This is a genomic window from Mesorhizobium waimense, assembly GCF_003601975.1.
Classification (GTDB): Bacteria; Pseudomonadota; Alphaproteobacteria; order Rhizobiales; family Rhizobiaceae; genus Mesorhizobium; species Mesorhizobium waimense.
In genome coordinates, this window is sequence record NZ_QZWZ01000003.1 from 296,454 (window position 1) to 322,086 (window position 25,633).

The 25,633-nt window shown below is 59.6% G+C and carries 22 protein-coding genes; 6 read left to right on the plus strand and 16 right to left on the minus strand.

The annotated features are described in order from the left end of the window. Positions 1-27 precede the first annotated feature (27 nt). On the plus strand, positions 28-681 hold the full coding sequence (locus D3227_RS06545) for a MarR family winged helix-turn-helix transcriptional regulator (protein WP_245451670.1): 654 nt from the start codon (positions 28-30) through the stop codon (positions 679-681). A gap of 5 nt (positions 682-686) precedes the next feature. Here the strand turns inward: D3227_RS06545 and panB are convergent, their stop codons facing one another. Together panB and ileS are read right to left on the minus strand one after the other, a co-directional pair. Then, positions 687-1,520, minus strand: a complete 834-nt coding sequence (gene panB / locus D3227_RS06550; RefSeq protein ID WP_120013366.1) for a 3-methyl-2-oxobutanoate hydroxymethyltransferase — start codon at positions 1,518-1,520, stop codon at positions 687-689. Positions 1,521-1,530: 10 nt separating this feature from the next. After that, the gene (ileS, locus tag D3227_RS06555) at positions 1,531-4,371 is read right to left on the minus strand and encodes an isoleucine--tRNA ligase (RefSeq protein ID WP_120013292.1); all 2,841 of its coding nucleotides are present in this window, start codon (positions 4,369-4,371) and stop codon (positions 1,531-1,533) included. Positions 4,372-4,754: 383 nt separating this feature from the next. Here ileS and ilvA point away from each other — a divergent pair, with 383 nt between their 5' ends. Further along, positions 4,755-6,317, plus strand: coding sequence for a threonine ammonia-lyase, biosynthetic (gene ilvA, locus D3227_RS06560; RefSeq protein ID WP_120013293.1), 1,563 nt, complete (start codon positions 4,755-4,757; stop codon positions 6,315-6,317). 99 nt (positions 6,318-6,416) lie between these two features. Here the strand turns inward: ilvA and D3227_RS06565 are convergent, their stop codons facing one another. From D3227_RS06565 to D3227_RS41485, 3 genes are read right to left on the minus strand one after another with little or no spacing between them, the layout of a single operon-like run. Further along, positions 6,417-6,935: an Lrp/AsnC family transcriptional regulator gene (locus D3227_RS06565; protein WP_245451671.1), complete on the minus strand. Its 519-nt coding sequence runs from the start codon at positions 6,933-6,935 to the stop codon at positions 6,417-6,419. Further along, positions 6,932-7,393, minus strand: a complete 462-nt coding sequence (locus tag D3227_RS06570; protein WP_120013295.1) for an Lrp/AsnC family transcriptional regulator — start codon at positions 7,391-7,393, stop codon at positions 6,932-6,934. The genes D3227_RS06565 and D3227_RS06570 overlap by 4 nt, the downstream gene beginning before the upstream one ends. After that, positions 7,390-7,677 (minus strand): hypothetical protein, encoded by a 288-nt coding sequence (locus D3227_RS41485; RefSeq protein WP_167480606.1) that lies wholly within the window; start codon positions 7,675-7,677, stop codon positions 7,390-7,392. Before D3227_RS41485 ends, D3227_RS06570 begins: the two co-directional genes overlap by 4 nt. Here D3227_RS41485 and D3227_RS06575 point away from each other — a divergent pair. The 4 genes from D3227_RS06575 to D3227_RS06590 all read left to right on the plus strand — a co-directional run bounded on the left by D3227_RS06575 (position 7,561) and on the right by D3227_RS06590 (position 13,758). Continuing rightward, on the plus strand, positions 7,561-8,658 hold the full coding sequence (locus tag D3227_RS06575; protein WP_120013296.1) for a branched-chain amino acid aminotransferase: 1,098 nt from the start codon (positions 7,561-7,563) through the stop codon (positions 8,656-8,658). The genes D3227_RS41485 and D3227_RS06575 overlap by 117 nt on opposite strands. 107 nt (positions 8,659-8,765) lie before the next feature. Further along, the gene (locus D3227_RS06580; protein WP_120013297.1) at positions 8,766-12,287 is read left to right on the plus strand and encodes an indolepyruvate ferredoxin oxidoreductase family protein; all 3,522 of its coding nucleotides are present in this window, start codon (positions 8,766-8,768) and stop codon (positions 12,285-12,287) included. A 118-nt stretch (positions 12,288-12,405) separates the two neighbouring features. Next, complete coding sequence (locus tag D3227_RS06585; RefSeq protein WP_120013298.1) at positions 12,406-13,380, plus strand: quinone oxidoreductase family protein; 975 nt, start codon at positions 12,406-12,408, stop codon at positions 13,378-13,380. 66 nt (positions 13,381-13,446) lie between these two features. Next, a complete protein-coding gene (locus D3227_RS06590) occupies positions 13,447-13,758 on the plus strand; it encodes a DUF1330 domain-containing protein (protein WP_120013367.1) in 312 nt (103 codons plus the stop codon). A gap of 211 nt (positions 13,759-13,969) precedes the next feature. Here the strand turns inward: D3227_RS06590 and D3227_RS06595 are convergent, their stop codons facing one another. The 11 genes from D3227_RS06595 to D3227_RS06645 all read right to left on the minus strand — a co-directional run bounded on the left by D3227_RS06595 (position 13,970) and on the right by D3227_RS06645 (position 25,539). Further along, positions 13,970-15,301 (minus strand): sensor histidine kinase, encoded by a 1,332-nt coding sequence (locus D3227_RS06595; RefSeq protein WP_208646344.1) that lies wholly within the window; start codon positions 15,299-15,301, stop codon positions 13,970-13,972. Then, the gene (locus D3227_RS06600; protein WP_120013299.1) at positions 15,298-15,969 is read right to left on the minus strand and encodes a response regulator transcription factor; all 672 of its coding nucleotides are present in this window, start codon (positions 15,967-15,969) and stop codon (positions 15,298-15,300) included. Before D3227_RS06600 ends, D3227_RS06595 begins: the two co-directional genes overlap by 4 nt. 670 nt (positions 15,970-16,639) lie before the next feature. Then, positions 16,640-16,999 carry a hypothetical protein gene (locus D3227_RS06605; protein WP_120013300.1) on the minus strand — a complete coding sequence of 120 codons (360 nt, stop codon included), beginning with the start codon at positions 16,997-16,999 and terminating at the stop codon, positions 16,640-16,642. Positions 17,000-17,570: 571 nt separating this feature from the next. Continuing rightward, entirely contained in the window at positions 17,571-18,527 is a 957-nt protein-coding gene (locus D3227_RS06610) for a PDR/VanB family oxidoreductase (protein ID WP_120013301.1), read from the minus strand. A gap of 36 nt (positions 18,528-18,563) precedes the next feature. Next, positions 18,564-19,745: a cytochrome P450 gene (locus tag D3227_RS06615; RefSeq protein ID WP_120013302.1), complete on the minus strand. Its 1,182-nt coding sequence runs from the start codon at positions 19,743-19,745 to the stop codon at positions 18,564-18,566. Positions 19,746-19,806: 61 nt separating this feature from the next. Further along, positions 19,807-20,811, minus strand: coding sequence for a fumarylacetoacetate hydrolase family protein (locus D3227_RS06620; protein ID WP_120013303.1), 1,005 nt, complete (start codon positions 20,809-20,811; stop codon positions 19,807-19,809). Between the two features lie 42 nt (positions 20,812-20,853). Then, positions 20,854-21,738: a VOC family protein gene (locus D3227_RS06625; RefSeq protein ID WP_120013304.1), complete on the minus strand. Its 885-nt coding sequence runs from the start codon at positions 21,736-21,738 to the stop codon at positions 20,854-20,856. 28 nt (positions 21,739-21,766) lie between these two features. Continuing rightward, positions 21,767-22,477, minus strand: coding sequence for a dienelactone hydrolase family protein (locus D3227_RS06630; protein WP_120013305.1), 711 nt, complete (start codon positions 22,475-22,477; stop codon positions 21,767-21,769). Between the two features lie 4 nt (positions 22,478-22,481). Then, a complete protein-coding gene (locus D3227_RS06635; RefSeq protein WP_120013306.1) occupies positions 22,482-23,294 on the minus strand; it encodes a crotonase/enoyl-CoA hydratase family protein in 813 nt (270 codons plus the stop codon). Then, entirely contained in the window at positions 23,294-24,532 is a 1,239-nt protein-coding gene (locus tag D3227_RS06640; RefSeq protein WP_120013307.1) for a CaiB/BaiF CoA transferase family protein, read from the minus strand. Before D3227_RS06640 ends, D3227_RS06635 begins: the two co-directional genes overlap by 1 nt. Beyond that, positions 24,529-25,539: an amidohydrolase family protein gene (locus D3227_RS06645; RefSeq protein ID WP_167480618.1), complete on the minus strand. Its 1,011-nt coding sequence runs from the start codon at positions 25,537-25,539 to the stop codon at positions 24,529-24,531. Before D3227_RS06645 ends, D3227_RS06640 begins: the two co-directional genes overlap by 4 nt. Between the last annotated feature and the right edge of the window lie 94 nt (positions 25,540-25,633).

Here is a 25,633-nt window from a genome sequence, read left to right on the forward strand (position 1 = left end):
GAAATGGCGGAGTGTAATTGGTGATAGATGAAGGCCGATAAGGAAATCGAAACTGCAGCCGCCCTTCATCGGCGAGATATTGACGGGGGTTCGAATAGCGAAATGGCTGGGCTGCGTCGCACATCTTCCCATCATCGCCATTCGTCACGCGGTAATGACGATGCCAGCCATGATCTCTCCACCGAACTGCCGCCGCCGGCGCGCAATGCCGGCACCGATCAGCTCAACAACCGAATGTTCTTCCGTCTTTTCCAGCTTGGCAACGAGTTGCAAAGGCAGGCTGTCCAGCAATTGGGCATCACCACCGTGCAATGGGCAGTGCTCGGTGCGCTTTCACAGGAACGTTTTTCGTCCGGTATCCCGCTGGGCAACCTTGGCGACTATCTTGTGGTCACGCGGCAGAACCTGGATGGGGTACTCAAGCGCCTTGAGCGCGACGGCCTCGTGCAGCGGGTGACCGGCGATGGCGACAAGCGTTCCCGTGTCGTTCAGTTGACGCCGCGTGGACGGACGTACTGGAAAGAAACGCTTGAGCGCATTTATCAATTCTATGACCAGGCCACCTGCCACTTCTCATTCGACGACCGCGTCGCCCTCGTCCACTACCTCAATGCGCTGCAAAAGGACCTCGCGACGGTCGAACTCCCCAAATCCGGCTTGCCGAAAAGAAACGGGGGCTGAGAACTTCAGCCCGCCGCGTTCTTGACTTTTGACCGATAGACCTCCGCCTCGCCCGGAAAGCTGCGGTCCTTCACCGCAGCGGCGTAGGATCTGATCGCCTCGTCGGCGGCCTGGCCTAAGTCACCGAAACGACGCACAAAGCGCGGGACACGCTCCGAAAACCCCAGCATGTCTTCCAGCACCAGGACCTGGCCGTCGCATTTCGAAGAAGCACCAATCCCGATTGTGGGAACGGACAGCACGTTGGTGATCCGCTCCGCGAGCGGCTCCAGCGTGCCCTCCAGGACAACGGCGAAGGCGCCGGCGTCGGCTACGGCAGCCGCATCGGCTTCTATCCGTGGCCAGTCACTTTCGTTCCGCCCCTGAATCTTGAAACCTCCCAGCGTCATGACCGCCTGGGGCGTGAGCCCGACATGGGCCATGACGGGAATGCCTCGCCCCGTCAGAAAATCGATGGTTTCCGCCATCCTGGCGCCGCCTTCGATCTTGACGGCCGAACAGCCAGTCTCCTGAAGGACACGCGCTGCGCTTTCGAAAGCCTCTTTCGGGCCGGCCTCATAGGAACCGAACGGCAGGTCAACGACCACGAGCGCACGGGTCGAGGCTCGCATCACGCTCTTGCCGTGAAGGATCATCAGGTCGAGTGTGGCGCCGAGTGTCGAGCTCATGCCGTGTTCCACCATGGCGAGACTGTCACCCACGAGGATGATGTCTGCATGTGCATCCACCAAGCGCGCGGTTAGCGCACTGTAGGCGGTGAGCGCAACGATCGGGTCCGTGCCTTTGCGTGCCCGGATTTCTGGAGCGCTTATTCTGTTGTGGCTAGTGGGCTTACTCACCTCGACCTCCTCAGGCTGCAACGCAAACGATAGCGCCTGCGCAGCGTTGGCAAAGTTCCTCGCTTCCGGCGAGTTGTCCGACTTCGGGTGCAATCTTCCAGCAACGCTCGCATTTCGATCCGTCCGCCAGTCGCGTGGTGACAGCAACATTCGGAACATCTTCAATTCGAAACGCATCGCTGGGACTATCGCCGGGCTGTAGCGTTACCGCCGAGGTAATGCAGATTTCCGCGAAATCGATCGTCTCCAAGACTGCGAGGTCGTCAGCGGCGGCATGGACCGTCGGATGGGCCTGAAGGCTCGAACCGATGCGCTTCTCGACCCGTTCGCGCTCCAGCCCAGCGGTCACGGCTCGACGGATTCGCCTAATCTTTTCCCATTTCGCAGCAAGTTCCAGATCAAGCCACTCTTCTGGGATAGCGGGGAACTGCTGCCTATGAACTGATCCGTCGCTGCTCGGAAAGCGGGTCAGCCAGGCCTCTTCGGCCGTAAAGCAGATAACTGGCGCCAGCCATTTGACGAGGCATCCGAACAGGTGGTCCAGAACCGTGCGGGTAGCCCGCCGGCGCAAGCTTTCTGGCGCATCGCAATAGAGTGCGTCCTTGCGAATGTCGAAATAGAAGCTGGAAAGCTCGATGGCGCAGAAATTGTGAAGCGCCACGTAGAGGCGGTGAAAGTCATATCTCTCGCAACTCTCCGTTACGATACGTCCAAGCTCGGCCAGCCGGTGCAAGATCCAGCGTTCGAGTTCGGGCATCTGGTCATAGGGAAGTTTCTCTGCCTCCGTGAAGCCGGCGAGATTTCCCAGGAGGTATCGTAGTGTGTTGCGCAGGCGCCGGTAGGCATCCGATTGGGACTGGATAACGGTCTTCCCGACGGTCAAATCTTCCGAGTAATCGGAGGAAACCACCCAGAGGCGAAGGATGTCGGCTCCCGTTTGCTTGATGACCTCCTGCGGCTCGATGGTATTCCCCAGCGATTTGGACATCTTGCGGCCCTTCTCGTCGAGGGTGAACCCGTGTGTCAGCACGGCCTCGTAGGGTGCTGTTCCCCGCGTGCCAGCGCTCTCCAGCAGCGAGGAGTGGAACCAGCCTCGGTGCTGATCCGAGCCTTCCAGATAGAGCGAAGCGGGCCATTTCAGGTCAGGCCGCTGTTCGAGCACAAAGGCGTGGCTCGAACCGGAGTCGAACCAGACATCGAGGATGTCGGTGACCATCGTCCAATCGGCCTTGTTGTACGCGTCTCCGAGAAAATCGTCGGGCGCTGCTGTAAACCAGGCATCAGCGCCCTTCTCTCTGAAAGCCGTGAGGATGCGTTGGTTGACAGAATCGTCGCGGAGCAATTCGCCGGTTTCGCGATGCTCGAAAATGGCGATGGGAACACCCCATGCTCTCTGCCGGCTGACGACCCAGTCCGGCCTTTGCTCGATCATGGCACGCAAGCGATTGCGGCCGCGCGGCGGATAGAAAGAAGTTGCATCGATGGCAGCGAGCGCTTTCTCACGCAGCGCGTTGCTTGCCATCGAAATGAACCATTGTGGCGTGTTGCGGAAGATCAGCGGGGCCTTCGAGCGCCATGAGTGGGGGTATTGGTGACGCAGCCGGCTACGGCCGAGCAAAGCCCCCGCCTCCGTCATCACCTCGATGACGCGAAGATTGGCGTCTGCTTCTTTCCCGTTATCATCGAAGATCCGCGCGGGATTGTCGCCACCGAAGATCGGTATGTGGCTGAAGTAGCGGCCATCCTCGTCAATCGTCTGCGGGACGTCAAAGCCATGCGCGGTCAGCAGGATATAGTCATCAGCCCCATGCCCCGGCGCCGTATGGACGAATCCGGATCCCGTCTCCATGTCGACAAAATCAGCATGGAGCACCGGCACGTCGTAGTCGTAGCCTTTACCGCGCAACGGATGAGCGCAGATCGTCCCGAGAACATCCGCGCCCTTGACCGTGCCGAGCGTCGAGAATGCTTCAATGCCGCACGATCGCGCGACGCTTTCAGCCAAGACAGAGGCAACGACGATCTCCTCGCCGACCCTTGCCAGGCTGTTCTCGCCAATGGCTTCCACACGCAGGCGGCAATATTCCTCGCGCTGGGACAGCGCGAGCGCGCGATTGGCGGGAAGGGTCCAGGCCGTGGTCGTCCAGATCAGGATCGTCGCGCCGTCGAGTAACGGCACCGAGGGTTTGACAACTGGAAATTTCACGAACAGCGCGTGGGATGTGTGTTCTTGATACTCGACCTCCGCTTCGGCTAACGCCGTTCGTTCGACGGTCGACCAGAGCACCGGCTTTGATCCCTTGTACAGCCCACCATTCATCAGGAATTTGTGAAGCTCGCCGGCAATCTGCGCCTCGGCCGCAAACGCCATGGTCAGATAGGGATTGGCCCAATCTCCAATCACCCCCAGGCGTTTGAACTCCTCACGCTGGACGTCGATCCAGTGCTGCGCAAACTGCCTGCATTCGTTGCGAAATTCTGCGACCGGCAGGTCGTCCTTGCTCTTTCCCGCGGCCCGATACCTTTCCTCGATCTTCCACTCAATCGGAAGGCCATGGCAGTCCCAGCCGGGGACGAAGTTGGCATCATAACCCATCATCTGCTTTGAGCGGTTGCTGACATCTTTGAGAATTTTGTTCAGCGCATGCCCGATGTGGATTTGGCCGTTTGCATAAGGCGGTCCATCGTGGAGTATGAACTGTTCGCGGCCCTTGGAGTCCGCTCGCAGCTTTTCGTAGAGACCGATCTCCTCCCAGCGGCGCAGTATTTCAGGCTCCCTGGCAGGCAACCCCGCCTTCATTGGAAATTCTGTGGTGGGAAGGAAAACGGTCGATCGATAGTCTTTGGCCATAATTCTCTCGTGCGCGAAGGCCCGCCCTTGGCGGAAAGCTTTTAACTTCTCGGGAAATGAGCCGCATTTGCCGTCTCAGAAAGAGCGGGAAGCTCGCCTGGGCGGCAATCGACTCCGGACGCTGATCTGTTTCACTACGCCGAAAAAGACGGCCTCGCTCCCATTGCCACGATCTTATTGCGAAGGTCGTGAAACGCGGCTGCGAACTTCGCTGACATTCGACGATTTTTGGCGTCGAAATGCGTGAACATGGAACTTTGTAGTTTCCAGTGCCAATCTTTCGAATAGTGGTATAGCCCCCCGACGCTTGGTGCCCGGCGAAGAAGGTCGTTCCAACAAGCAGGTAAGTCGGATGCAATGGGACCAGGAAGAAACGAGAGACCATGACCGCCAGTTTGCTATCGCTAAGTGACTACGCTCAACGTATCCTTACCGCGCGGGTCTACGATGTCGCGATCGAGTCGCCTCTTGACCCCATGTCTAGCCTTTCGAACCGAATCGGCAGGCCTGTTTTCCTGAAGCGTGAGGATTTGCAGTCTGTATTTTCCTTCAAGCTGCGCGGCGCCTACAACAAAATCGTCAGTCTCGAACCGGCCTCTCGTGCGCGAGGCGTCATTTGCGCTTCCGCGGGCAATCACGCTCAAGGGGTCGCGTTGGCGGCACAAAAGCTTGGTATTCAGGCAACCATCGTGATGCCGCGAACAACGCCTGCCATCAAGATCGGTGCTGTAAAACGGCTTGGCGGCAACGTCATCCTTGATGGTGATACGTTCGATGACGCGCAGTCCAGAGCTCGCGAGCTCGAAAACGAGCACCATCTGACCTTCGTTCATCCTTTCGATGATCCAGATGTTATTGCCGGTCAGGGAACGATCGGCCTGGAGATTCTGCGGCAACATCCCGATCCGATCGAAGCGGTATTCGTTCCCATCGGCGGTGGCGGCCTTGCTGCCGGCGTGGCGGCGTTCGTCAAGTTTCTCCGTCCGTCCATCAAAATCATCGGAGTAGAGCCTTCCGACGCTGCCTCAATGGCAGCCGCGATCGCCCACGGGGAGGTCGTGGCGCTCGACCAGGTGGGGCTTTTTGCAGATGGCGTTGCGGTGCGAAAAGTGGGCTTGGAGACTTTTCGTCTATGCCGGGACTTGCTCGACGAGATCATTACAGTCGACGTCGATGCCATGTGTGCGTCCATCAAGGACATCTATGATGATACGCGATCGATCGCGGAACCCTCTGGAGCGTTGGCTCTGGCCGGACTGAAGGTCTATGCGGAGCGGCAGACAACGCGCGTCGGCAGTCTGATCGCGGTCAACAGCGGGGCAAATCTGAACTTCGACCGGCTACGCACTATCGCCGATCGGGCCGAGGTCGGAGAGCATCGCGAAGCGCTCCTCGCGGTGACCGTTCCAGAGAAGCCCGGCAGCTATCGTCGCTTCATCCGCATTCTTGGTTCGAGGGCTGTCACGGAGTTCAACTATCGATTCGCGGATGGCTCAATGCCCGCGCAGCTTTTCGTCGGCATCGCGCTTTCAGGCGGAGAGGCCGAGAAGAAGGAAGTGATCGATTATCTCGAGGGAGAGGGCTATCCGATCCTGGATCTGAGCGACAACGAATTGGCCAAGGCGCATGTGCGCTATATGGTTGGGGGTCGCGCACCACATCTGGAGAACGAGCTCATCTACCGTTTCGAGTTTCCCGAACGTCCCGGTGCGTTGTTGCGGTTTCTGGAGAGTCTCGCTCCTGAGTGGAACATATCGCTGTTCCACTATCGTAACCATGGGGCGGACTACGGTCGTATCCTTGCTGGAGTGGAAGTAAGCCCCGACGCGCGATCCCGCTTCGTGAGCGCCCTCGACTCGCTCGGCTATCCCTATTGGGATGAGACTGACAACCCGGCTTATCGCATGTTTCTTTCCGCGCGGAACATCTCCCACGATCCTAAATAGAGCGATCGCGGGGTTTGTCGGGAAGTCGAAAACGCGGCGGACCGTCGGAGCGGCAAGGCGGTTCAGCGGCATTGGGGGCAAGAATGACCCCCGGTCCCGTCAAACAGGCAGTTCCCAGGTGCGTTTGATCTCCTGCAGAGGGATGTCAGCCTTCACCCGCAGGACGCCCGCCATCCGGGCCAAATCCTCTGTTTGGAACTTACGATAAGCCTTCAAGTCAGCGACAACGACCCGGACGAGAAAATCGGCGTCCCCGGCCATCAGATGGCATTCTACGACTTGCGGAAAGCCCTGAATATCGTTGGCAAAGCGGTCGACCATTGCGGCGGACTGATTTTCTAGCCAGACACGGACGAACACGGTCAGGCCAAGATCTACTTTTTCAGGGTCTAGCAGCGCCGCATAGCGTTCGATCACCCCGGCATTCTCGAGGAGTTGAACTCGCCGATGGCATGGCGAGGTCGACAATCCGACCTGCTTTGCCAGATCGCTGTAAGCGATACGGCTTTCAAGCTGAAGAACCTTGAGGATACCGCGATCCACGCTGTCAAGGGCGACCGGCGCCGCCATGCCGCCCTCTGCCGACCGAAAAGCAAACGATGGCAACTTGGAGTTCATACAGGCAGCTCCGACGTCAACTTTATCCTCTGCATCGGAATATCCGTCTTTACGTTCTGGACGCCCTTTATTCTAGTCAGGTGATTGATCTGGAACCGGCGATAGTCGTCGAGATCCGCGGCAACGATGCGGAGCAGGAAATCGCAATCGCCGGCCATCAGATGGCACTCGACGATTTGTGGAAGGCGCTTCACTTGTTCGGTGAAGTGGTCAACCGTCTCCACGTCCTGCCCGGTCAGCCATATTCGCGCGAATACTGTGAGGCCCATACCGATCTTGCTCGCATCGACCAGGGCAACGTAGCGTTCGATGACGCCGGCCTCCTCAAGCAGTTTCACCCGGCGCAGACAGGGCGACGGCGATAGCCCGACCTGCTCCGCCAGCTCGGTGTTCTGGACACGTCCGTCCTTTTGCAAGGCCCTGAGAATCCGACGGTCTATGTCGTCCAGCTTGCTCAATGCGAAAGTCTCCTATTTGAGAGCAGCATAGAATTGCGCAATTTTCGAATTTCTGCGGTGGCGATGCCAAATTGTGTTCTCAATCGAGCATATTCGCCGCCAAATGCCAAGCGAACTGACGTAGCAATATCATCAAAGGCGATGCGTGCAGCAGGAAGGGATCCGTCGTGGGCAGCAATGGTGCGTTGACGTTTGATGTAGAAAAAAATCCAAATGCCGTCCCTGCGACTGAAAGAGAGGCGCTGCTTCAAAACCCCGGGTTTGGGAAGGTGTTCACCGATCATATGGTGACCATCCGGTATTCCGAAAACACGGGTTGGCACGGCTGGAAAATTGAGCCGAGGCGGCCACTCGCCCTCGATCCGGCGACCCTGGTCTTCCACTACGCTCTGGAAATCTTCGAGGGGATGAAGGCCTATCGGCTCCCCGACGGTGGCGCCACGCTTTTTCGACCAGATGCCAATGCACGTCGATTCCGTAACTCCGCTGAGCGCCTCGGAATGGCGCAAATGCCTGAAGATCTCTTTGTCGAATCCTGCAGGGCACTTGTGAGATTCGATCGCGACTGGATCCCATCGAGCGAAGGTGCATCGCTTTATCTTCGCCCCTTCATGATCGGATCGGAGGTGGCGCTCGGAATGAAACCTTCATCCGAATTTATCTTCTGCGCCATTGCCTCACCCGTCGCCTCCTACTTCAAAGGCGGCGCATCGGCTTTGACGCTGTGGGCTTCAGAAAATTTCACGCGGGCCGCGCCTGGCGGCACGGGCGCCGCAAAGTGCGGCGGCAACTACGCCGCAAGCCTGGCGGCACAGGCTGAGGGCCTGCGGGAGGGCTGCGACCAGGTGGTCTTCCTTGATGCCGTCGAGCGCCGTTGGGTGGAAGAGCTGGGTGGCATGAACATCTTCTTCGTCTTCGATGACGGCTCGCTTCAGACGCCACCGCTCACTGGCACTATCCTTCCGGGCATTACGCGCGATTCCCTTATCACGCTCGGACGGGACATGGGGCTGACCGTCCGGGAGGAACCTTACGGGATGGATCAGTGGCAAAAAGATGCGGAGAGCGGTCGCCTGCGCGAGGCCTTTGCCTGTGGCACGGCGGCGGTAGTGGCCCCGATCGGCAAGGTGAAGGGACGCCAACATAGCTTCACCATCGGCGATGGCAATGCCGGTCTGATCGCTGGCCGCCTCAAGGCGGCGCTGACCGACATCCAGTTCGGCCGCGCACCCGATCAGCACAGCTGGCTCGACCGGCTTTTCTAAACTCGTCGATCAAACGAAGAAGAATGAATGCCTCGTGCTCCGTCACGTCGTGGCGTTGAAAATCTCAGACCAGCGTCAAAGTGCCAAACCAGCTAAATGGAGGACCCATGGCGCAGACTTCAACGTCAGGCGAGAACGTCGTGAAACAGAAGATCGAACGGTCGCTGGATGATGTCTATACCCGCACAGAGGGGCGCATCTTTCTGGGCGGCATTCAGGCTCTGGTTCGTTTGCCGATCATCCAGGTTCAGAACGACCGCGCGAAGGGGCTGAATACCACGGGCTTTATTTCGGGATATCGCGGGTCACCGCTCGGATCTTATGACTCCGCGCTGATGAAGGCCAAAAAATTCCTTGACCCCTACGAGATCGTCGTACGCCCGGCGGTTAACGAGGAACTTGGTGCGACCGCCGTTTGGGGCACGCAACAACTGCATTTATCACCTGGCGCAAGAAAGGATGGCGTGTTCGGCATCTGGTACGGGAAGGGTCCTGGGGTGGATCGCTGCGCCGACGCATTCAAACACGGCAATGCGGCCGGGACTGCCAAACATGGCGGCATTCTTTGCCTGGCCGGCGATGACCACGGCGGAAAGTCCTCGCCTCTTCCGCATCAAAGCGACCAGGCATTCATTGCGGCCATGATGCCGGTGCTGGTTCCTTCCGGCCCCCATGAGATCGTCAGCATGGGTCTCCTGGGTATTGCCATGTCGCGGTACTCGGGCGCGTGGGTCAGCATGAAGGTGATCGCCGACACAGTCGAAGCGAACGCGGTCGTCGATCTATCCGCAGAGCGGCGCCAGCTGGTGCTGCCCTCGGATTTTGACATGCCGCACGACGGCCTGAACCTTCGCTGGCCGGACGATCGCTTCAGCCAGGACCAGCGACTGCACCTCTACAAGATGGATGCAGCGATCGCGTATGGGCGGGCCAATGGCGTCGACCGTGTGACCCTGGCTTCGCCGCGCAGCCGGTTCGGGATCGTCGCGTCTGGGAAGGCCCATGAAGAGGCTCTGGACGCACTATCGCTCCTCGGCATTGACCGCAAGCTCGCTCAAGAGATCGGCATATCCGTCCTGAAGATCGGCATGGCGTGGCCTATCGATCCCGTCCCCATGCAAAGGTTCACGGCAGGGTTGGATGAAGTCCTTGTGGTTGAAGAGCGGCGCGAGATTATCGAACACCAGATCAAGCAGCAGCTCTTTAACCAGCGGCGTGATTCCTGGCCACGGATCGTGGGCAAGACCGATGAGGACGGCCAGCTGCTGCTGCCGCGATACGGCGACCTGTCGGTCGAACTCATCGCCAGGACGATCGCGGGACGTTTGGAAAGGATGGACCTGCCGGAAGACGTCATCGGGCGGATCCGCAACAGGGCGGAGATGCTTGCGGGCCGCCGGAAGAATCTCGCTCAATACGAGACGCCCGTTACGCGAACTCCCTACTTTTGTGCCGGCTGTCCTCACAACACCTCGACCAAGGTTCCGGAAGGAAGCCGTGCCCTGGCGGGTATTGGTTGCCACTTCATGGTCCAGTGGATGGACCGCAAGACCGAGACCTTCACCCATATGGGTTCGGAAGGCGTGACGTGGGTCGGTACGTCACCGTTCACCGACGAAAGACACATCTTCGTCAATCTTGGGGATGGCACCTATTTCCACAGTGGCATCTTGGCAATTCGCCAGGCCGTATCCGCGAACGCAAACATTACCTACAAGATCCTCTTCAACGACGCCGTTGCAATGACGGGTGGACAGTCTTTCGACGGCACCCTGAACGTGCCGACGCTATCGCACCAAGTGGCGGCGGAAGGCGTGAAGCACATCTATCTCGTGTCGAATGCGCCGGAAGCCTTTGACCGAAATACCCTCGCGCCCGGCACAGTCGTCAAACATCGCGACAAACTCGACGAGGTGATGAAGCACCTGCGCGAAGTCGAGGGTTGCAGCGTAATCATCTACGATCAGGGTTGCGCAACGGAAGTGCGTCGCAAGCGCGCGCGCGGCAAGCTGCCCAAGCCCAAGGAACTCGCCTTCATCAACTCCGCGGTATGCGAGGGATGCGGCGATTGTTCAGTGCAAAGCAATTGCGTTGCGATCGAACCACTCGAAACTGAAATGGGCCGCAAGCGCGAGATCAACCAGTCGGTCTGCAATGTCGATCTTTCCTGCCTCAAGGGATTCTGCCCGTCCTTCGTTACCGTTGCGGGGGCACGTCCGAAGAAGCAGACCGAGGTCAAGCGTCCTGACGCGATCTTGCCGGACCCTACGCTCAAGGCGGTTGCGCGCGAGCCCTACAACATCGTGGTGACTGGTGTGGGTGGCACCGGCGTTCTCACGGTAGGTCACATTCTAGGCATGGCCGCTCACATCGACGGCTCCGCCTCAATGGTTCTGGATATGGCAGGGCTGGCGCAAAAGGGCGGGGCGGTCACGAACCACGTGCGGATTTCGTCGGATGTCGAGGCTGTTCGTTCGCCTCGCGTCGCGACCGGCGAGGCGGATCTGCTGATTGCACCCGATCTCGTTGTCGCGGTCTCATCGACCTCCGTCGATCTCTTCGACGCAGACCGGTCGAGCGGTGTGGTGAACTCGCATATCACGCCGGTTGCCGGCTTCATCGGGAATCGCGATTTCGATTTTCGACAGTCGTCGATGAAGAAGCGCCTCATCGAGCGGCTCCGATCACCCGCCTTTCTCGATTTCCAGCGCCTTGCCCTGAAGACCCTCGGCAATGCGATCGCGGTCAACATGATGATGGTTGGGTATGCCTGGCAAAAGGGGCTCATACCGATTACCGAGGGGTCGTTGCGCAATGCGATCACGCTGAACGGCGTATCGGTTGACTTCAACCTGGCCGCGTTCGAATGGGGACGTTTCGCCGCCGCATACCCTGAGCGCGTAGAGCAGACGATCAACCAGGATCGACGCAAGCCCTTGAGCGACATGGGCCTGGATGAGATCGTGGGGCACCGCGTACGACATCTGACAAGCTATCAGAACGCGAAGCTTGCGGCCCGATATCAGGAAAGGGTCGAGCGGATACGCAAAGCTGAGCAAGCCGTCTCGGGCTCAGACAGCCTCACGAAGGCGGTAGCCGTCAACTACGCGAACGTCCTCGCCTACAAGGATGAGTACGAGGTGGCGCGTCTCTATTCGGCCCCGGAATTCCGTCGCGAGTTGGAGCAGTCCTTTGACGGCAATCCATCGCTGAAGTTCCATCTCTCGCCGCCGATCCTCGCCCGCATGGACCACAGCACCGGGCGGCCCAGAAAGATGGCCTTCGGGAAATGGGCGCTTTCATTGTTCAGATTGTTGGCGATGGGCAAGCCTCTTCGTGGAACGCCATTGGATATCTTCGGATACACGCTTGAACGAAAGCATGAGCGCGGACTGATTACCCGCTACGAGGACATGATCGACGTCATCGCGGCCGGCCTGCGGACCGCAAACCATGAACCGGCGGTGAAGCTGGCGGAGTCCGTGGGAAAGATACGCGGATTCGGACCGATCAAAGAGCAAAGTCTTGAAGCGTTTGCGAACGAATGGCCCAAGCTTTTGAAAAACTTTCAGGAGCCGTCTGTCCAAACTGACTCTCAAGGCAGAGCCACCGAAGCAATGTCGGCATGACCTGCGCAAGTCGAAGCTCAAACATCGTGTCCCGGTTTTGCATAGGCACACCTATTCCCGGCGAGACCCTGGCGGCCGCGCATCTACACCCCTTTGAGCAGAGAACGGAGCAAAAGAGATGGCCCAAGTTGTCAGCATCCACAGACATGGTGGCCCAGAGGTTCTGAAGTATGAGGAGCAGGACGTCGGCGCCCCAAAGGCCAATGAAGTCCGTATTCGCCAGTCGCACTGTGGCGTGAACTTTATCGACACATATTTTCGCTCCGGACTTTATCCAGTCCAGTTGCCCTTTGTCTTGGGACAAGAAGGAACCGGCAAGATCACCGCGATCGGATCGGGCGTTACCGATTTCGTGGTTGGCGATCGTGTTGCCTATTCCACAATGGCTGGCGGTGGCTATTCCTCCGAGCGTCTTGTCGACGCTGAACTGGCGTTCAAGATCCCGGATGGGGTCAGCGAGGAAATGGCCGCGGCTTTGACCATGAAGGGGCTTACGGCGCAGATGCTGCTCCGCCAGACCTTCAACGTTCGACCGGGCACCATCATGCTGGTTCACGCCGCTGCCGGCGGCGTCGGAACAATTCTGTCCCAGTGGGGCGCACATCTTGGCGCTACTGTTATCGGCACGGTGGGCTCGGATGAAAAAGCCTCAACTGCACGGGAAAATGGTTGCCACGAGGTCATTGTCTACTCCCGCGAGAATTTTGCCGAGCGGGTAAAGGAACTGACAAAAGGCGAGCTCTGCGACGTCGTCTTCGATGGAGTCGGTAAGGTGACTGCGATGGGCTCGCTGGATTGCCTGCGGCCGCGCGGCATGTTTGTCAGCTACGGAAACGCTTCTGGTCCCGTCGATAGTTTCAGTATGCTCGAACTGGCGAAACGCGGCTCCTTGTTTGCGACCCGGCCGATGATGCCTCACTACGCATCGACCCGAGCTAAACGCATCGCGATGGCAGATGAATTCTTCGCAACTCTGCAGAACGGCAGCGTGAAAGCCCCACCGATCCAGCAGTTCGCACTGCAAGACGCCTCAGACGCACATCAACACCTGGAGAGCCGGCGCAGCACCGGCTGCCTCGTGCTTGTGCCGTGATGCGGTCTTTTGTCTATCCCACGTAGAGTGCAGTCGTAGTCAACCGTGTATTCAGAGGAGAAAGAAATGGCAAAAGGATACTGGGTCGGTCTCGTCGACGTCGACGACCCCGAAGCATACAAAGCGTACGTCCGTGAAAACGCTTTGGCGTTTAATAAGTATGGTGCACGGTTTTTGATTCGCGGCGGTCAAGCGAATAAGGTTGAAGGAAAACCCAGGGCTCGCACCGTAGTTATAGAGTTTAGCAACTACCAAACCGCCCTCGATTGCTGGAATTCGCCCGAGTATATCGCGGCAATAGCTTTGCGCGAGAATGTATCAACGGCCGATATCGTCGTTGTTGAAGGATATGACGGACCTCAGCCGACAGATATGTGAGCAGCTCGCTCCCGAGGGGTTGGCCCCCGGGAGCATTCGTCAGCGCCTCCGGAGGAGGCATTTGCGACGCAGCGGCCGAGAGCCTCGTCATGCCCGCGGTGCCACCGAAGGTGGAGCTCAATTCAGAACAATAGAGACATCGCGACGACAGGCCAATTTGCTCGTCTCGTAACGGCTCTCACGAGCGTTTTCCGAGGCCACCAAGTGTCGGTTAGATCTGGATTGTAACTCTGGTCCCGGTCGAGTTGCTCTCGATTGTGACCTGACCGCGGTGATTTGTGACGATCTGCTTGACCAGACTCAAACCGAGGCCCGCACCCTTGCTTCGGGGCGTCACACGGTAGAACGGCTCGAACACGAGTTCTTGTTGATCATGAGGTATCCCGTGCCCCTGATCCGCAACGACGACCTGCCCGCTCTCCGAGACCGAGACCGAGATCATGCCAGCATTTTCGCCATGATCGATTGCATTTCGCACCAGATTGCTGACCGCTCTCGGCAAAGCTGAAGGACTGCCCAGCCGCTCGAACTTGTCCACCTCGCTCTCAAACGATATCTCGTAGCCTTCGGCGATCGCGAGCGGTGCCAAGTCGGCCACCACGGTTCTTGCAATGTCGACCAGGTCTACCGTCTCATGGAGGTCAGAGGCCTGGTCGTTGCGCTCGAAATCGAGAAGTTGTTCGGCTGTCTCACCCAGACGCGCGACGTCGTCCAACAGCCGCCTGCGGTCCTGCCCGCCAGACATGCCCTCAATTCGGGTCTGCATGATGGCGATGGGCGTTCTGAGTTCATGCGCTGCGTCGATCAGGAATCGCTGGCGTTTCTGGAATTCGTGCTCGAGCCGATCGAGCACCCCGTTGAACGCTACCACCAGCGGAGCGACCTCGCTCGGGATTCCTTCGGTGGGAAGACGTGCCCCATGTCGGCGCGGTTCAATCTCGGACGCCTTGCGGGCGACCTCGCTCACCCCGGCAAGAGCACTCCGAACAATTCGGGGAACGGCAAAGAAGATCGCGGGCAGCGCAAGAGCGAGCAGCGGCACGTAGATCGGATTGGTGGCCAGGAGAATGGTGAGGAAGGGCCAGTACTCGCCTGAACCCCCGCCAAATAGGATCCTCACCTCACCGGCCGTGGTCTGAGCGGTGTAGATTGATGCAATCTCGGCCGTATCAGCAGACCCGCGAATGTCCGCCTCTCGGAAAAGATGCACGAGCGGCACAAGCTGGACATAGGATACAGGCACGCCACCGTAGGTTCGGTACGTGCCGTCGGTGGTCGCGACCACATACCAAAGGTTCGGGTTCTTCTGTTTCAGGGCCATGAGCCTCGGCGTCTCTGTTATCTCAAGCCGGCCATGAGCATCCTGGGCGACTGCCTCCGCCATTATCGGGCCAATAGTTCTAGCCATTGCGACGTTCGGAGATAAGGTCATCGCACCATAGATGCAAAGACCAATGATAACCGTGGCGACGACAGCTGCGAAGATGAAACTAAATTGCCGAGTAAGACGCCATCTGAGTGACGCTCTTTTTTTGTTCATCATTCTTCCCTCAGAAGATAGCCGACGCCTCTGATGTTATGAATCAATACACCAGCGCTGGCATCCTGCAGTCGCTTCCGCAATCGTGAAATATGCGCATCGATCGCATTCGACTGGATTTCTTCTTCGTAGTTGTAGACAGCCGCTTCCAGGATAGAGCGAAGAACGGTTTTGCCTTGCCGCTTTGCTAGGGCCACGAGGATCGAGAGTTCTCTCCTGGGCACATCGATCGGATTCGAAGCGATGTTTACGCTCAAATGCAGTGGATCGATGATCATTTGGCCCACCGTGATCTGCGGTTCCGCCAGATTTGCGGGTCGTCGCAGAACAGCGCGGACCCGAGCCATCAATTCCTCAACCAAAAAGGGTTTTCCCAGATAGTCATCAGCCCCGATATCGAGACCTTCAATCCGTTCCATCGGCTCATTGCGTGCTGTTAGAACGATGATCGGCGTGTCTACGCCTGCTCTTCTCAGCCTTGGAATGAATTTCAGTCCCTCACCGTCGGGCAAGCGACGATCGAGCAGGATTGCATCGTATGTGTGCTGACGTACCAGCTCGAGCGCGTCATCCAGGAACATGATGTGGTCGATGACGATACCCTGTTTGCTCAGCGCTGCTGAAAGCGCCTCAGCCATCTCTTTTTCGTCTTCTATCAGCAAGATTCTCATGGTCTCTGCCCTTTCATGTTCTCGTTCTCAACGAGAACAATTGCAGCAGCATTGCCGAAGCCACGCCGGTCTGCCGGTAATGCTGTCGCAATGGTCGCTGCCTATCCTTTAGCGCGAAATGGCACGACAAGAAGGCGTCCATTGCTCGGGCAAGGTTGAGGCTGAATCCAAAGACATGAGGGCGACCATGGGGCACGTGACCGCGCCGCTCGCGAAATCCGGCTTCTTAAAGCGCGGCGGATGAGGTTCACTTGGGTGTCGGCTACTTTTCTACAGGCTCAGAAAGCGATTTTCAGCTTGCCGGCATTAACGTTGGTGCCCATCGCCGCCGCTTGCGGTGTGAGTGAAGAATTGCAGCAGCATTACAAAGTTCTTGGGTGGCGGCGAAAGGCAAGCAAATCGACTTGCATGCTGAGGCGACAAGGTATGGTCATTGCATGGCGGCGAACGGTGCCCGTCAATTTTGTCGCACGAGCGCACAGCCATCACGCCAGTCTTCAGCCAATATGGAATCTTGAAAGGATTGCGCGTAGTGATTGCAAGCAGCCCAATCGGTTCATCGTATACAAACTCCAAGTTCACCGAAAAATTTCGGTGAACTTGGAGCTGCCGTATAGGCCACGGAACATGCGCACGTCACTGCTCTTAAAAACCATCGCAGCTGGAACGACTACATCGATCGACCGTGAACTATATCCATCGGCCCTCTCGATAAGTTCCTATCGACGAGATCCCCCTCGCGATCCAGTGCTGCTGTGACCGTTGCCGCCTGAAACACCACTCCTTGCTCGACCTCCAGCCTGCGAAGCATCGCTTCTTGCACGATCTCTGGCCTGCGAAGCTTCATTCCTCGCACGATCACCAGCCTGCGAAGCATCGCTTCTTGCACGATCTCTGGCCCGCGAAGCGTCATTCCTCGCACGATCTCGAGCTTGTGTAAGATCGCCTTTTGCTCTGGCAATATCCTGCGATACTTGCTTTTCTGCATCGGCGCGAGCGCGCTCGCGATAATATTGATGGTCGAATGCAAGCGCAGGCGTGCTGAGAAATGCAATAATGATGCCTGCTACGATGGTATTTTTGCTTGTCGTTTTCACTGATATCTCCTGCTTACGATCCAATTTCATCGCGGAACCCAGAAATATTCCGAAAGTCTCTGAAGGCACCTGGACGAAACCATCCGACGGAACCTGCAGGAGTACCATTGCAGCAGCATTACGAGCGCGCCGGCGTGTCTCTCATGACTTCCCTACCCCCGCTCATGGACATCCAACGCACTATCGAGGCGGTTCGCCGGCCGAGAGGCGCGACCTCGACATCGTGGCCGATACTATCGGAGGCCGACCTACGAGGCCCCGTGGCGCGAGCGGCAGGCAATTGCCGATGCTCCTCGCCTGATGATCGCGGATGGGGGCGGTGAAGAATGGGATACCCTGCGTCGGCGACGCTTGAGATCATCCGAATCGTCGAGCAATCAAGGCCGGCCGATGAGTTCAAGGACAAGACGCCCGCGTCGGGGCTAGTTCTACCCTTCCACCATCCTCGGCGACTTCTTCCGCCACTTGTCTCAAAACGCTGACGACGGACACTCAGCGCCATGCCTAGCGGTCGAGGACCAGGCTCTCTGTTCGGGCACGCGAGACGCAAGGGAGGATCAAGGTGCCGTCCGCCTTCTCAGCCTCGGTAAGGAAAGTGTCGCGATGTTCCGGTGTGCCTTCGAGTACCCTGGTCAGGCAGCTCCCGCAGAGTCCTTGCTCGCAGGACACCTCGATGTTTACGCCTGCCTCTATCAGGGTCCGTGCAATACTGCTGTCGGCGGGAACGATAATCGTTCGGCCGGATGAAGCGAGGACCACTTCGATATGTCGATCGCCGCATTTTGCCGTCTCAGCTGCCCCGAAGTTTTCGCTCCGGATGGAACCGGTAGGCCAGCCGGCCAAGGCTGCAATCTGTTCGACCTGTTCCATGAAAGGCATCGGTCCGCACATGTAAAGGGCGCGCTTGCCCGGCTCCGCGAGGATGTCGCGGAGCAGCGATTTTTGCCGGTCGATCTCCAGGCCCTCGTGGAGAAAGATCTGGCCACCCTTGTCCGCGGCGCTGAGTTCCTCTCGAAACGGTGTGTGCGCGGCGGATCGACTGAAGCAGTGAAGCGTGTAGGTTCGTCCGGTGTGGGCAAGTGTGCGTGCCATGCTCAGGACGGGCGTCAGTCCGATGCCGGCACCGATCAGAAGCGCCGACTCGGCATCGCCCTCCAAGGGGAAGCTGTTGCGCGGGCCACCGATTGTCACGAGGTCACCCTGGCGCAGATGATCGTGCATCCAGTGCGATCCGCCGCGCGACATGGGCTCCCGCTTGACGGCGATGACGTATGCCCTGCGGTCGAGCGGGCCGTTGCAGAGCGAGTACTGGCGTACGAGCCCCGTGCCGGTGTGCACGTCGATGTGGTCGCCGGCCGTAAAGGCCGGCAGCTCTCCGCCGGCCGGATCTGCCAGTTCGAAGGCGCGAATTCCGTCGGCCTCGTCACGAAGGCTGAGCACCTTCAGGATCATCGTGCCCATGGCTGTTCCTTTTGATCTGTCCTACCCGGCCGTCCGTCACTGGACACGCACCGGAAGGTGGGCGAAGCCGCGCAGGCTGTTGTTTGGAACGCGGCGGGGCTCGCCGGCGAGTTCGAACCGCTCGACCCGCGGCAGCAGCGCGGTAAGCAGCGCCGTGACCTCCAGCTTGGCAAGGTTCATCCCCATGCAGGTATGGACGGCATGGCCGAAGGCGAGGTGATCGCCAGCGCGACGCTGCAGGTCGAACTTCTCCGGGGTCTCCCATTTGCGTTCGTCGCGATTGGCGGAAGCGAACATCATCAAGGCACGTGCGCCCTCCGGGATCGTGACACCCCCGACATCCACTTCACGGGTGACATATCGGGAGAACTGCTGAACCGGCCCTTCCAGACGCAGGATCTCGTTCAGCGCCTGAGGCAGTTTTTCCGGGTTCTGCCGCAGCCAGGCCCACTGGTCGGGATGGTTGGCGAAAAGCCAGATCGCACTCGATCCGGCAAAGATCGTCGTATCCAGCGCCGGAGCCATATAGTCCGTCAGGAGGGACCCGCATTCGGCACGGGTGATCTCGCCCCTGGCTTCCGCCGCGAAAAGCTGGTCCGCCCAGCTTCCGGGCGCCACCTTGGCCGCTAGCGCCGGGTCGAAGGCGTAGTGGGCCATCTCCGCGGCAATCGGCAGCGCGTCGATCGTCAGTCTTGAATCGGCCGGACCCATCGAGTTGAAGGCGGCAGCAGCCCAGTCGAGCATGCGGTCTCTGCCTTCCACCGGCATGCCGACAAGTTCGGCCACCACGGTCAGAGGCAGGTGGGTCGCCATGTCGGCCACCGCGTCGAACGTTCCCTGCTCGACGAGCCGAACGACCAATGCCTCTGCCGAGGCCGCCATCGACGACCGGAGTTCGGCTAGCCTGTCGGGAGCCAGCGGTCGCGAAACGATGCTGCGCAGGCGCGCGTGACCCGGATCGTCGCTGCCGAGTGTCGTACCGGCCAGGCGTTCGTTGGTCCCGGGGTTCAGCGAAACGCCGCGAGCCGACGAGAAGACGGTGGGATTGGCGAGGGCGGCGCGTACGTCCTGATAACGGCCGATCGCGTAGACGTCCCCATAGCGCGTCAGGTGCACTGCTGGCCCAGCGTCCCGGATCCGGCGAAAGGCCTCGAAGGGGTCGATTAGCAACGTTTCGTCATAGAGCTCAATGTCCAGCTTCGGTGCCACATGTGTCATTGATTTTCCCTCCCAAAGGGCAGTCCCGCCTGCTGCAGGATCGCCGAGTGCATTGGATCGTTCAGGACCGTGGCCCGACAACTGGATTGCGCTGGCACCCAAGCCCGTCGATCTCCGTCTCGATCACGTCTCCAACCTTCAGGTATGTTGAACTGCCCTGGCCGACACCGCCGATCGTGCCGGTTGCGAAAATGTCGCCGGGGTGAAGAGTCATCCTGGCCGATGCGAACTCGATCTGCTCCTCCGTCCCAAAGATCATCTCTCCGGCGAGCCCGTCTTGCTTCAACTCGCCGTTGACCTTGAGCGTGATCCGAAGCGCGCTGTGATCGGGCAGGAACGCCTTCGGCACGAGGTAGGGGCCGGTCGGCGCGAATGTGTCGAAGGACTTGGAAGACAGCCAGTCCGTCCGGAAATTCTCACGGTCCTTCCGGAACAGGCGATTGCGGCAGGAGACGTCGTTGAAAACCATGAACCCGGCGACATGGTTCATGGCTCGGTCTGCTCGAATGCCTTTGCCAGTCGTCCCGATTACAACAGCGAGTTCGGCCTCCCAGTCGATCTGGTCGTCTTCGCTGGGCAGCACGATGTCGTCGAAAGCCCCGCAGAGCGCGCTAGGCGCCTTAAGAAACAGATAGGGTTCCGCACCATCTTTCTTGCCGCTGAAGGCCTTGGCCGGATCGAGATTGTTGGTCGTCGTGTAGCTGCGCATCTCCTTGACATGCCCGCTGTAGTTGGCCGCCGAGTTGAGGATCTTCGAAGGGTGCGGCACGGGCGGCAGAACGCGCAGGTCTGCCCACGCGTGGGCCGCGTCCTGAAAGCCACCACGACCTTCGGCGGCGATCTTGCCCGCCAGTGTCTGCAGTATCTCGAAATGGCGCTCCCAGTCGCCAAGGATCGCGTCCATGCTACCGAGGTCTGGTGTTGCAGGCGGCTCCCAGCCTGTATGCCGGCGGGCGGAAGCGAGGGCCTCAGCGACGTCGACAACAAGGTCGCCGATAACGAGGCCTGCGAAGGGTCGTCTGCCGCCGGTGGAAAACGTTCCGATCTTGAATGTGATGTCGGTCATTGGTCTTTCCGCTGATTGTTTAGGACGCCAGTCGCGAATGGCTCAGTCGAGGAAGTCCGGAGGCGGCATCGGACCCCAGAGGTTCGAGGCGGCGGGATTTGACGGCCAGACCTTTGGCTGCTGCGGGCGCTGCCGATGCCAGGGCCTTGGCTCGAAATAGCCGAGTTCCTCGCGCATCTGGTCGAGCTCTGCGAAGAGTTCGATGATGTTGCCGTCAGGATCCCGGTGATAAGTGAATATGTTGTGGCCGCAGCCGTGGCGCCCCGGGCCCCAGATCGTCGGATAGCCTGCCTTGCTGAGGAAGTCGCACGAGGTCTGCAGATGGTTCCAGTCCCGCACCTCGAAGGCGAGATGATGCATCTTGATGCGCTTGCCGCGCACAAAGTTTACGCTGTGATGGTTCGGATTGCAGCGAAGCCAGACGAAGAAGTCCTCTATCGCGTCCGAGAAGCGAAAGCCGAGAACGTTGCAGTAGAAGTCGACGGTCGCAGCCACGTCCTCGACGTTGAAGGCGACATGACCGATCGTCGTCGGTGCGGCTCCGACGCCCCCGGTGGTAGGCACCGGCTGCTCCGGCTCGTTGAAAACCGTGATCATCGTGCCCTTCGGATCGGTGAAGACGAGGCTGTCCGCGACACCTGGCTGCGAGTCGCTCCGTCGCTCGACGACGACGCCATTGCTTGCGAGCTGTGTCTGCAGGGCCGAAAGATTCTCGTGATGGGCTATGTGCAGGCCGAGCTCTGTGCAGGCCGCACGATCGCCGCTGCGCAGGATGACTGAATGCCGGTCGAGGGCCGCGTGCAGGAAGATTGTCTTGCGATCGCTGTATCCCGCGGTCAAGCCGAGGACCTCTCGATAGTAGTCGCTCTGCCGATCGAGGTCGGGCGTTTCGATGGTTGCATAAGCGAGGCGGTTGATTCGGATCATGGATGGTGTCCTCAGGTGGTGACGCGCTTTAGGCGCCTGCTGTCTCAAGATGCTGACCGAAAAAAGCGAGCGAAAGCGCCAGCGCCCGTTCCGCTTCGGGACGGCTGTAGGTGCGGCCGCCATGGCGCGCGAAGGCGTGGTCGGCATTGGGATACTGGTGGATGGTGACGAGCGGATTGGGCGAGAGGCGACGCATCAGAAGGTCGTTGACCTCTGCCTGCACCCATCGGTCCTTCATGGCCATATGCAGCATAAAGGGCCGATGCAGCTTTTCCACTTCGCGTATACGGTGCTCGATGTAAGTCCCGTAGTAAGCGACAGCACAGTCGATCTCGCAATTGCAGCACATGAGATAGCAGAGCTTGCCGCCGAGGCAGTAGCCAACTGCGCCGACTTGCCCGTTGCACTCGGGCAGGGTCTTCAGATAGGCGCCGACCTCTTCCATGTCGGCGACGGCCCGGTCGTAGTCGAAATCGTAGTAGAGGTCGAAAGCCTTCGCGATGTCGTCAGAATTGCCGTCGGAAAGTTGAACGCCGGCTTCCTGACGCCAGAAAAGATCCGGGACGAGGCAGACATAACCGGCGGCGGCGAATTCGCGCGCGTGATAGCGCATCGTTTGATTGACGCCCCAGATTTCCATGATCGCTATGATCGCGCCGGCAGGCTTGCCCTCCGGCAGCGCCAGAAACGCGCCCATTGTGCCGTCCCTCATCGGAATCTCGATGTCGTGTTCGATCATGATCTCAACCCTTGGTCTTGGTGTTGTGAGAAATGCGGCCGACGGCGGCGTCGAGACGCGTCCGGTGATCTGGGGTGAAGTGAGCCAGCGCCTGGAAGGCAGCAGAAAGCTCCAGCAGCGTATCCAGCCGAGTGTGGAGCGCCTCGCGCATCAGCCGCTTGGTCATGCGCAAGGCATCGCCCGGATTGGCGGCGATGCGCCTTGCCATGGCCATGGCCTCGCCGACGACCTCGGCATGCGGTACGACCTTCAGAACAAGCCCGCAGGCCAGGGCTTCCGCGGCACCGATCAAATCGCCGGTGAAGGTCATTTCGGCTGCTTTCTGGGGGCCGATGATGCGCTGCAGGAGCCACGCGCCGCCATCTCCAGGGACGATGCCGAGTTTGACAAAGCTCTCCGCGAAGACGGCCTCCTCCGAGGCGATGCGCAGATCACACATGCAGGCGAGATCAAGCCCGGCGCCGATTGCCGGTCCGTTCACCGCGGCGATCGTCGGCACCTCGAGTTCGTAAAGCGCTTTCGGCAGACGGTGGAAGCCCGACTTGTATCCGTAGCGCTCGTCGATCACCTGCGCGCCGGGTGCCGTGATGCGGCTGTACATCTGCTTGATATCGCCGCCTGCGCAGAACGCCTTGCCGGCCCCGGTCAGCACCAGCACGCGGATCGAGCGGTCAGCGGCGATATGGGCGCAGAGTGCGTCCATCTCTTGGAAATGAGAGGCGTCGCCGAGGGCGTTACGGGTTTCAGGTGAGTTGAGCGTCGCTAGCGCGACGCCGTCCTCGATAGATACATCGATGAAGATCTTTGCTTCGGCCATCAGATGATTCTTTCCGTTTGAAGGGTCTCGATGTCGACTGGCCCAAGACTCAGCCAACCCGCCAGAACCTCGGCGGTATGCTCTCCGAGCGCCGGCGGCGGCGTGTCGTAGACGACCGGCGTCTGCGACAGTCGCACGGGACTGGCGACGAGCGGGACGCGACCGGCCTTTGGGTGCGGCAGTTCCACTTTGATACCGCGAGCCTGGACATGCGGATCAGCGAAGACCTCGGCGATGGTGTTGACGGGTCCGCAGGGGACGTCGACCGCTTCAAGTGCAACGATCCAGTCGGCCGTCGCCCGCGCTCTTGTCGCCTGCGCCAACATTGGAACCAGACGCGCTCGGTTCTCCACACGGCCGCGATTCGTCGAGTACAGCGGATCGGTCGCCCATTCCGGCGATCCCATGATCTCGCAAAGCCGGGAGAACTGCGCGTCGTTTCCGACCGCGACGATCACTGCACCATCCGAGGTCGGAAAGTCCTGGTAGGGAACGATGTTAGGGTGCGAATTGCCAAGCCTGATCGGTGGTTTTCCAGTTGTGAGAAAATTCATCGACTGGTTGGCCAGGCTCGCCACCTGCGCATCGAGGAGCGCGATGTCGAGATGCTGGCCCTCGCCCGTTCGGGTGCGAGCCGTTAGTGCCGCAAGCACCCCAACGGTCGCGTAAAGCCCGGTCACGATATCGGTGATGGCGACGCCGGTCTTTTGCGGTTCGCCGTTCGGTTCGCCGGTGATGCTCATGAGACCACCCATGGCCTGGATCAGGAAGTCGTAGCCGGCGCGATCCGCATAGGGACCGGTTTGCCCGAACCCCGTGATGGAGCAGTAGATGAGACGGGAATTGACCGCGCGCAGCGAGGCGTAGTCGAGCCCATACTGGGCCAGGCCGCCGACCTTGAAGTTCTCTATCAAGACGTCCGCATGCTCGGCGAGCGCGCGCACGAGTGCCTGCCCTCGCGGCTTCGCGATATCGATCGTCACCGACTTCTTGTTGCGGTTCGCGCAGAGGAAGTAGGACGCGACGTCCGTATCCTGGCCCTGCTCGTCCTGAAGAAACGGAGGGCCCCATCCTCTCGTGTCGTCGCCTGCTTGGGGACGTTCGATTTTGACCACCTCGGCACCAAGATCGCCGAGGGTCTGCCCGACCCAAGGGCCGGCAAGTATCCGCGACATATCGAGCACCCGGATACCTTCGAGCGAGCGCGGAGCGGACTCCGTCCGCTTGTCGGCGGTCATCGTCCGACCTCCAGGCGGAACAGCGCTCGAGCATTGCCCTCGAAGATCTTGGCCCTGGCGGCCTCGTCGAGATCGAGCCCCCGGATCGCGGCAATCGTACCCGACAGGAGATGCCGGCCGTCGACGGGATCAAACGGGGCGTCGGTCGCGAAGAGGCATCGGTCCGTGCCGAAAAACGCATGACCGCAGGCTGCCGCAGCCGCAGAGCCGTTCACGGCGGTGTCGGCATACAGCATGCGGAAATAGTCGATGGGCGGCCGCTTGAGGCCGGCCCGCTCACCCACTGGATTGCGTTCCAGCGTCCCGAGGAAGATCTGCGAAAAGCCGAGTGCGATCTTTTCCGCGAAGTACGGGATCATGCCGCCCATGTGATGGGTGACAATCTTGAGGCCAGGAAGCTTGTCGAACAGGCCGGAGTAGATCAGTCGAGTGACGCAAGCACTGGTCTCGTAGGGCCAACCGAACGTGAACCAGACTTCATTCTGCGAAGCATCCTCCGAGGCGTAGTCGGAAAAGGCGGCGCTGCGCATCGGGTGTATCAGGATCGGCAGGTCGTGCGCCGCCATGGCTTCGAAGAGCGGCAGGTATGCGGCATCGCTCAACGGGCGTCCTGCGACATTGGTGAAGACCTGGATGCCGACGGCACCGAGATCGCGGACGGCGCGTCCGGCCTCCGCCACCGCGGCCTCGGGGTCGGCCATCGACACCGAGGCGACGAAGGCCGGGAAATGATGCGGATTGCGCCGGCAGGTTTCCGCAAGTTCGTCATTGACGAAACTGGCCAGGTCAATCCCGTCCTGCCGGCTGCCGATGAGCTCCAGCGGCGGGTTCGAAAGGCAGATGATCTGCCGGTATCCTTCGACCTCGTCCATCATAGGCAGGCGAACGTCGAGGTTCCAAAGCGCAGGGAGCCGCTCGAAGAAGGGGAGGATCGGAAAGGTTGGGGCGAGCGACTCAATCCGATCGAGGACCGGACGCGGCAGGTAGTGGTTGAAGGCGTCGAGCATGGTTTCGTCCCATTGGACTGCCGATTGGCAATGCATGACCTTGCGGCGCGGCGATCGTCCGGCCGTTGGTTCGTTCTTGTGGTGAGAATTGATG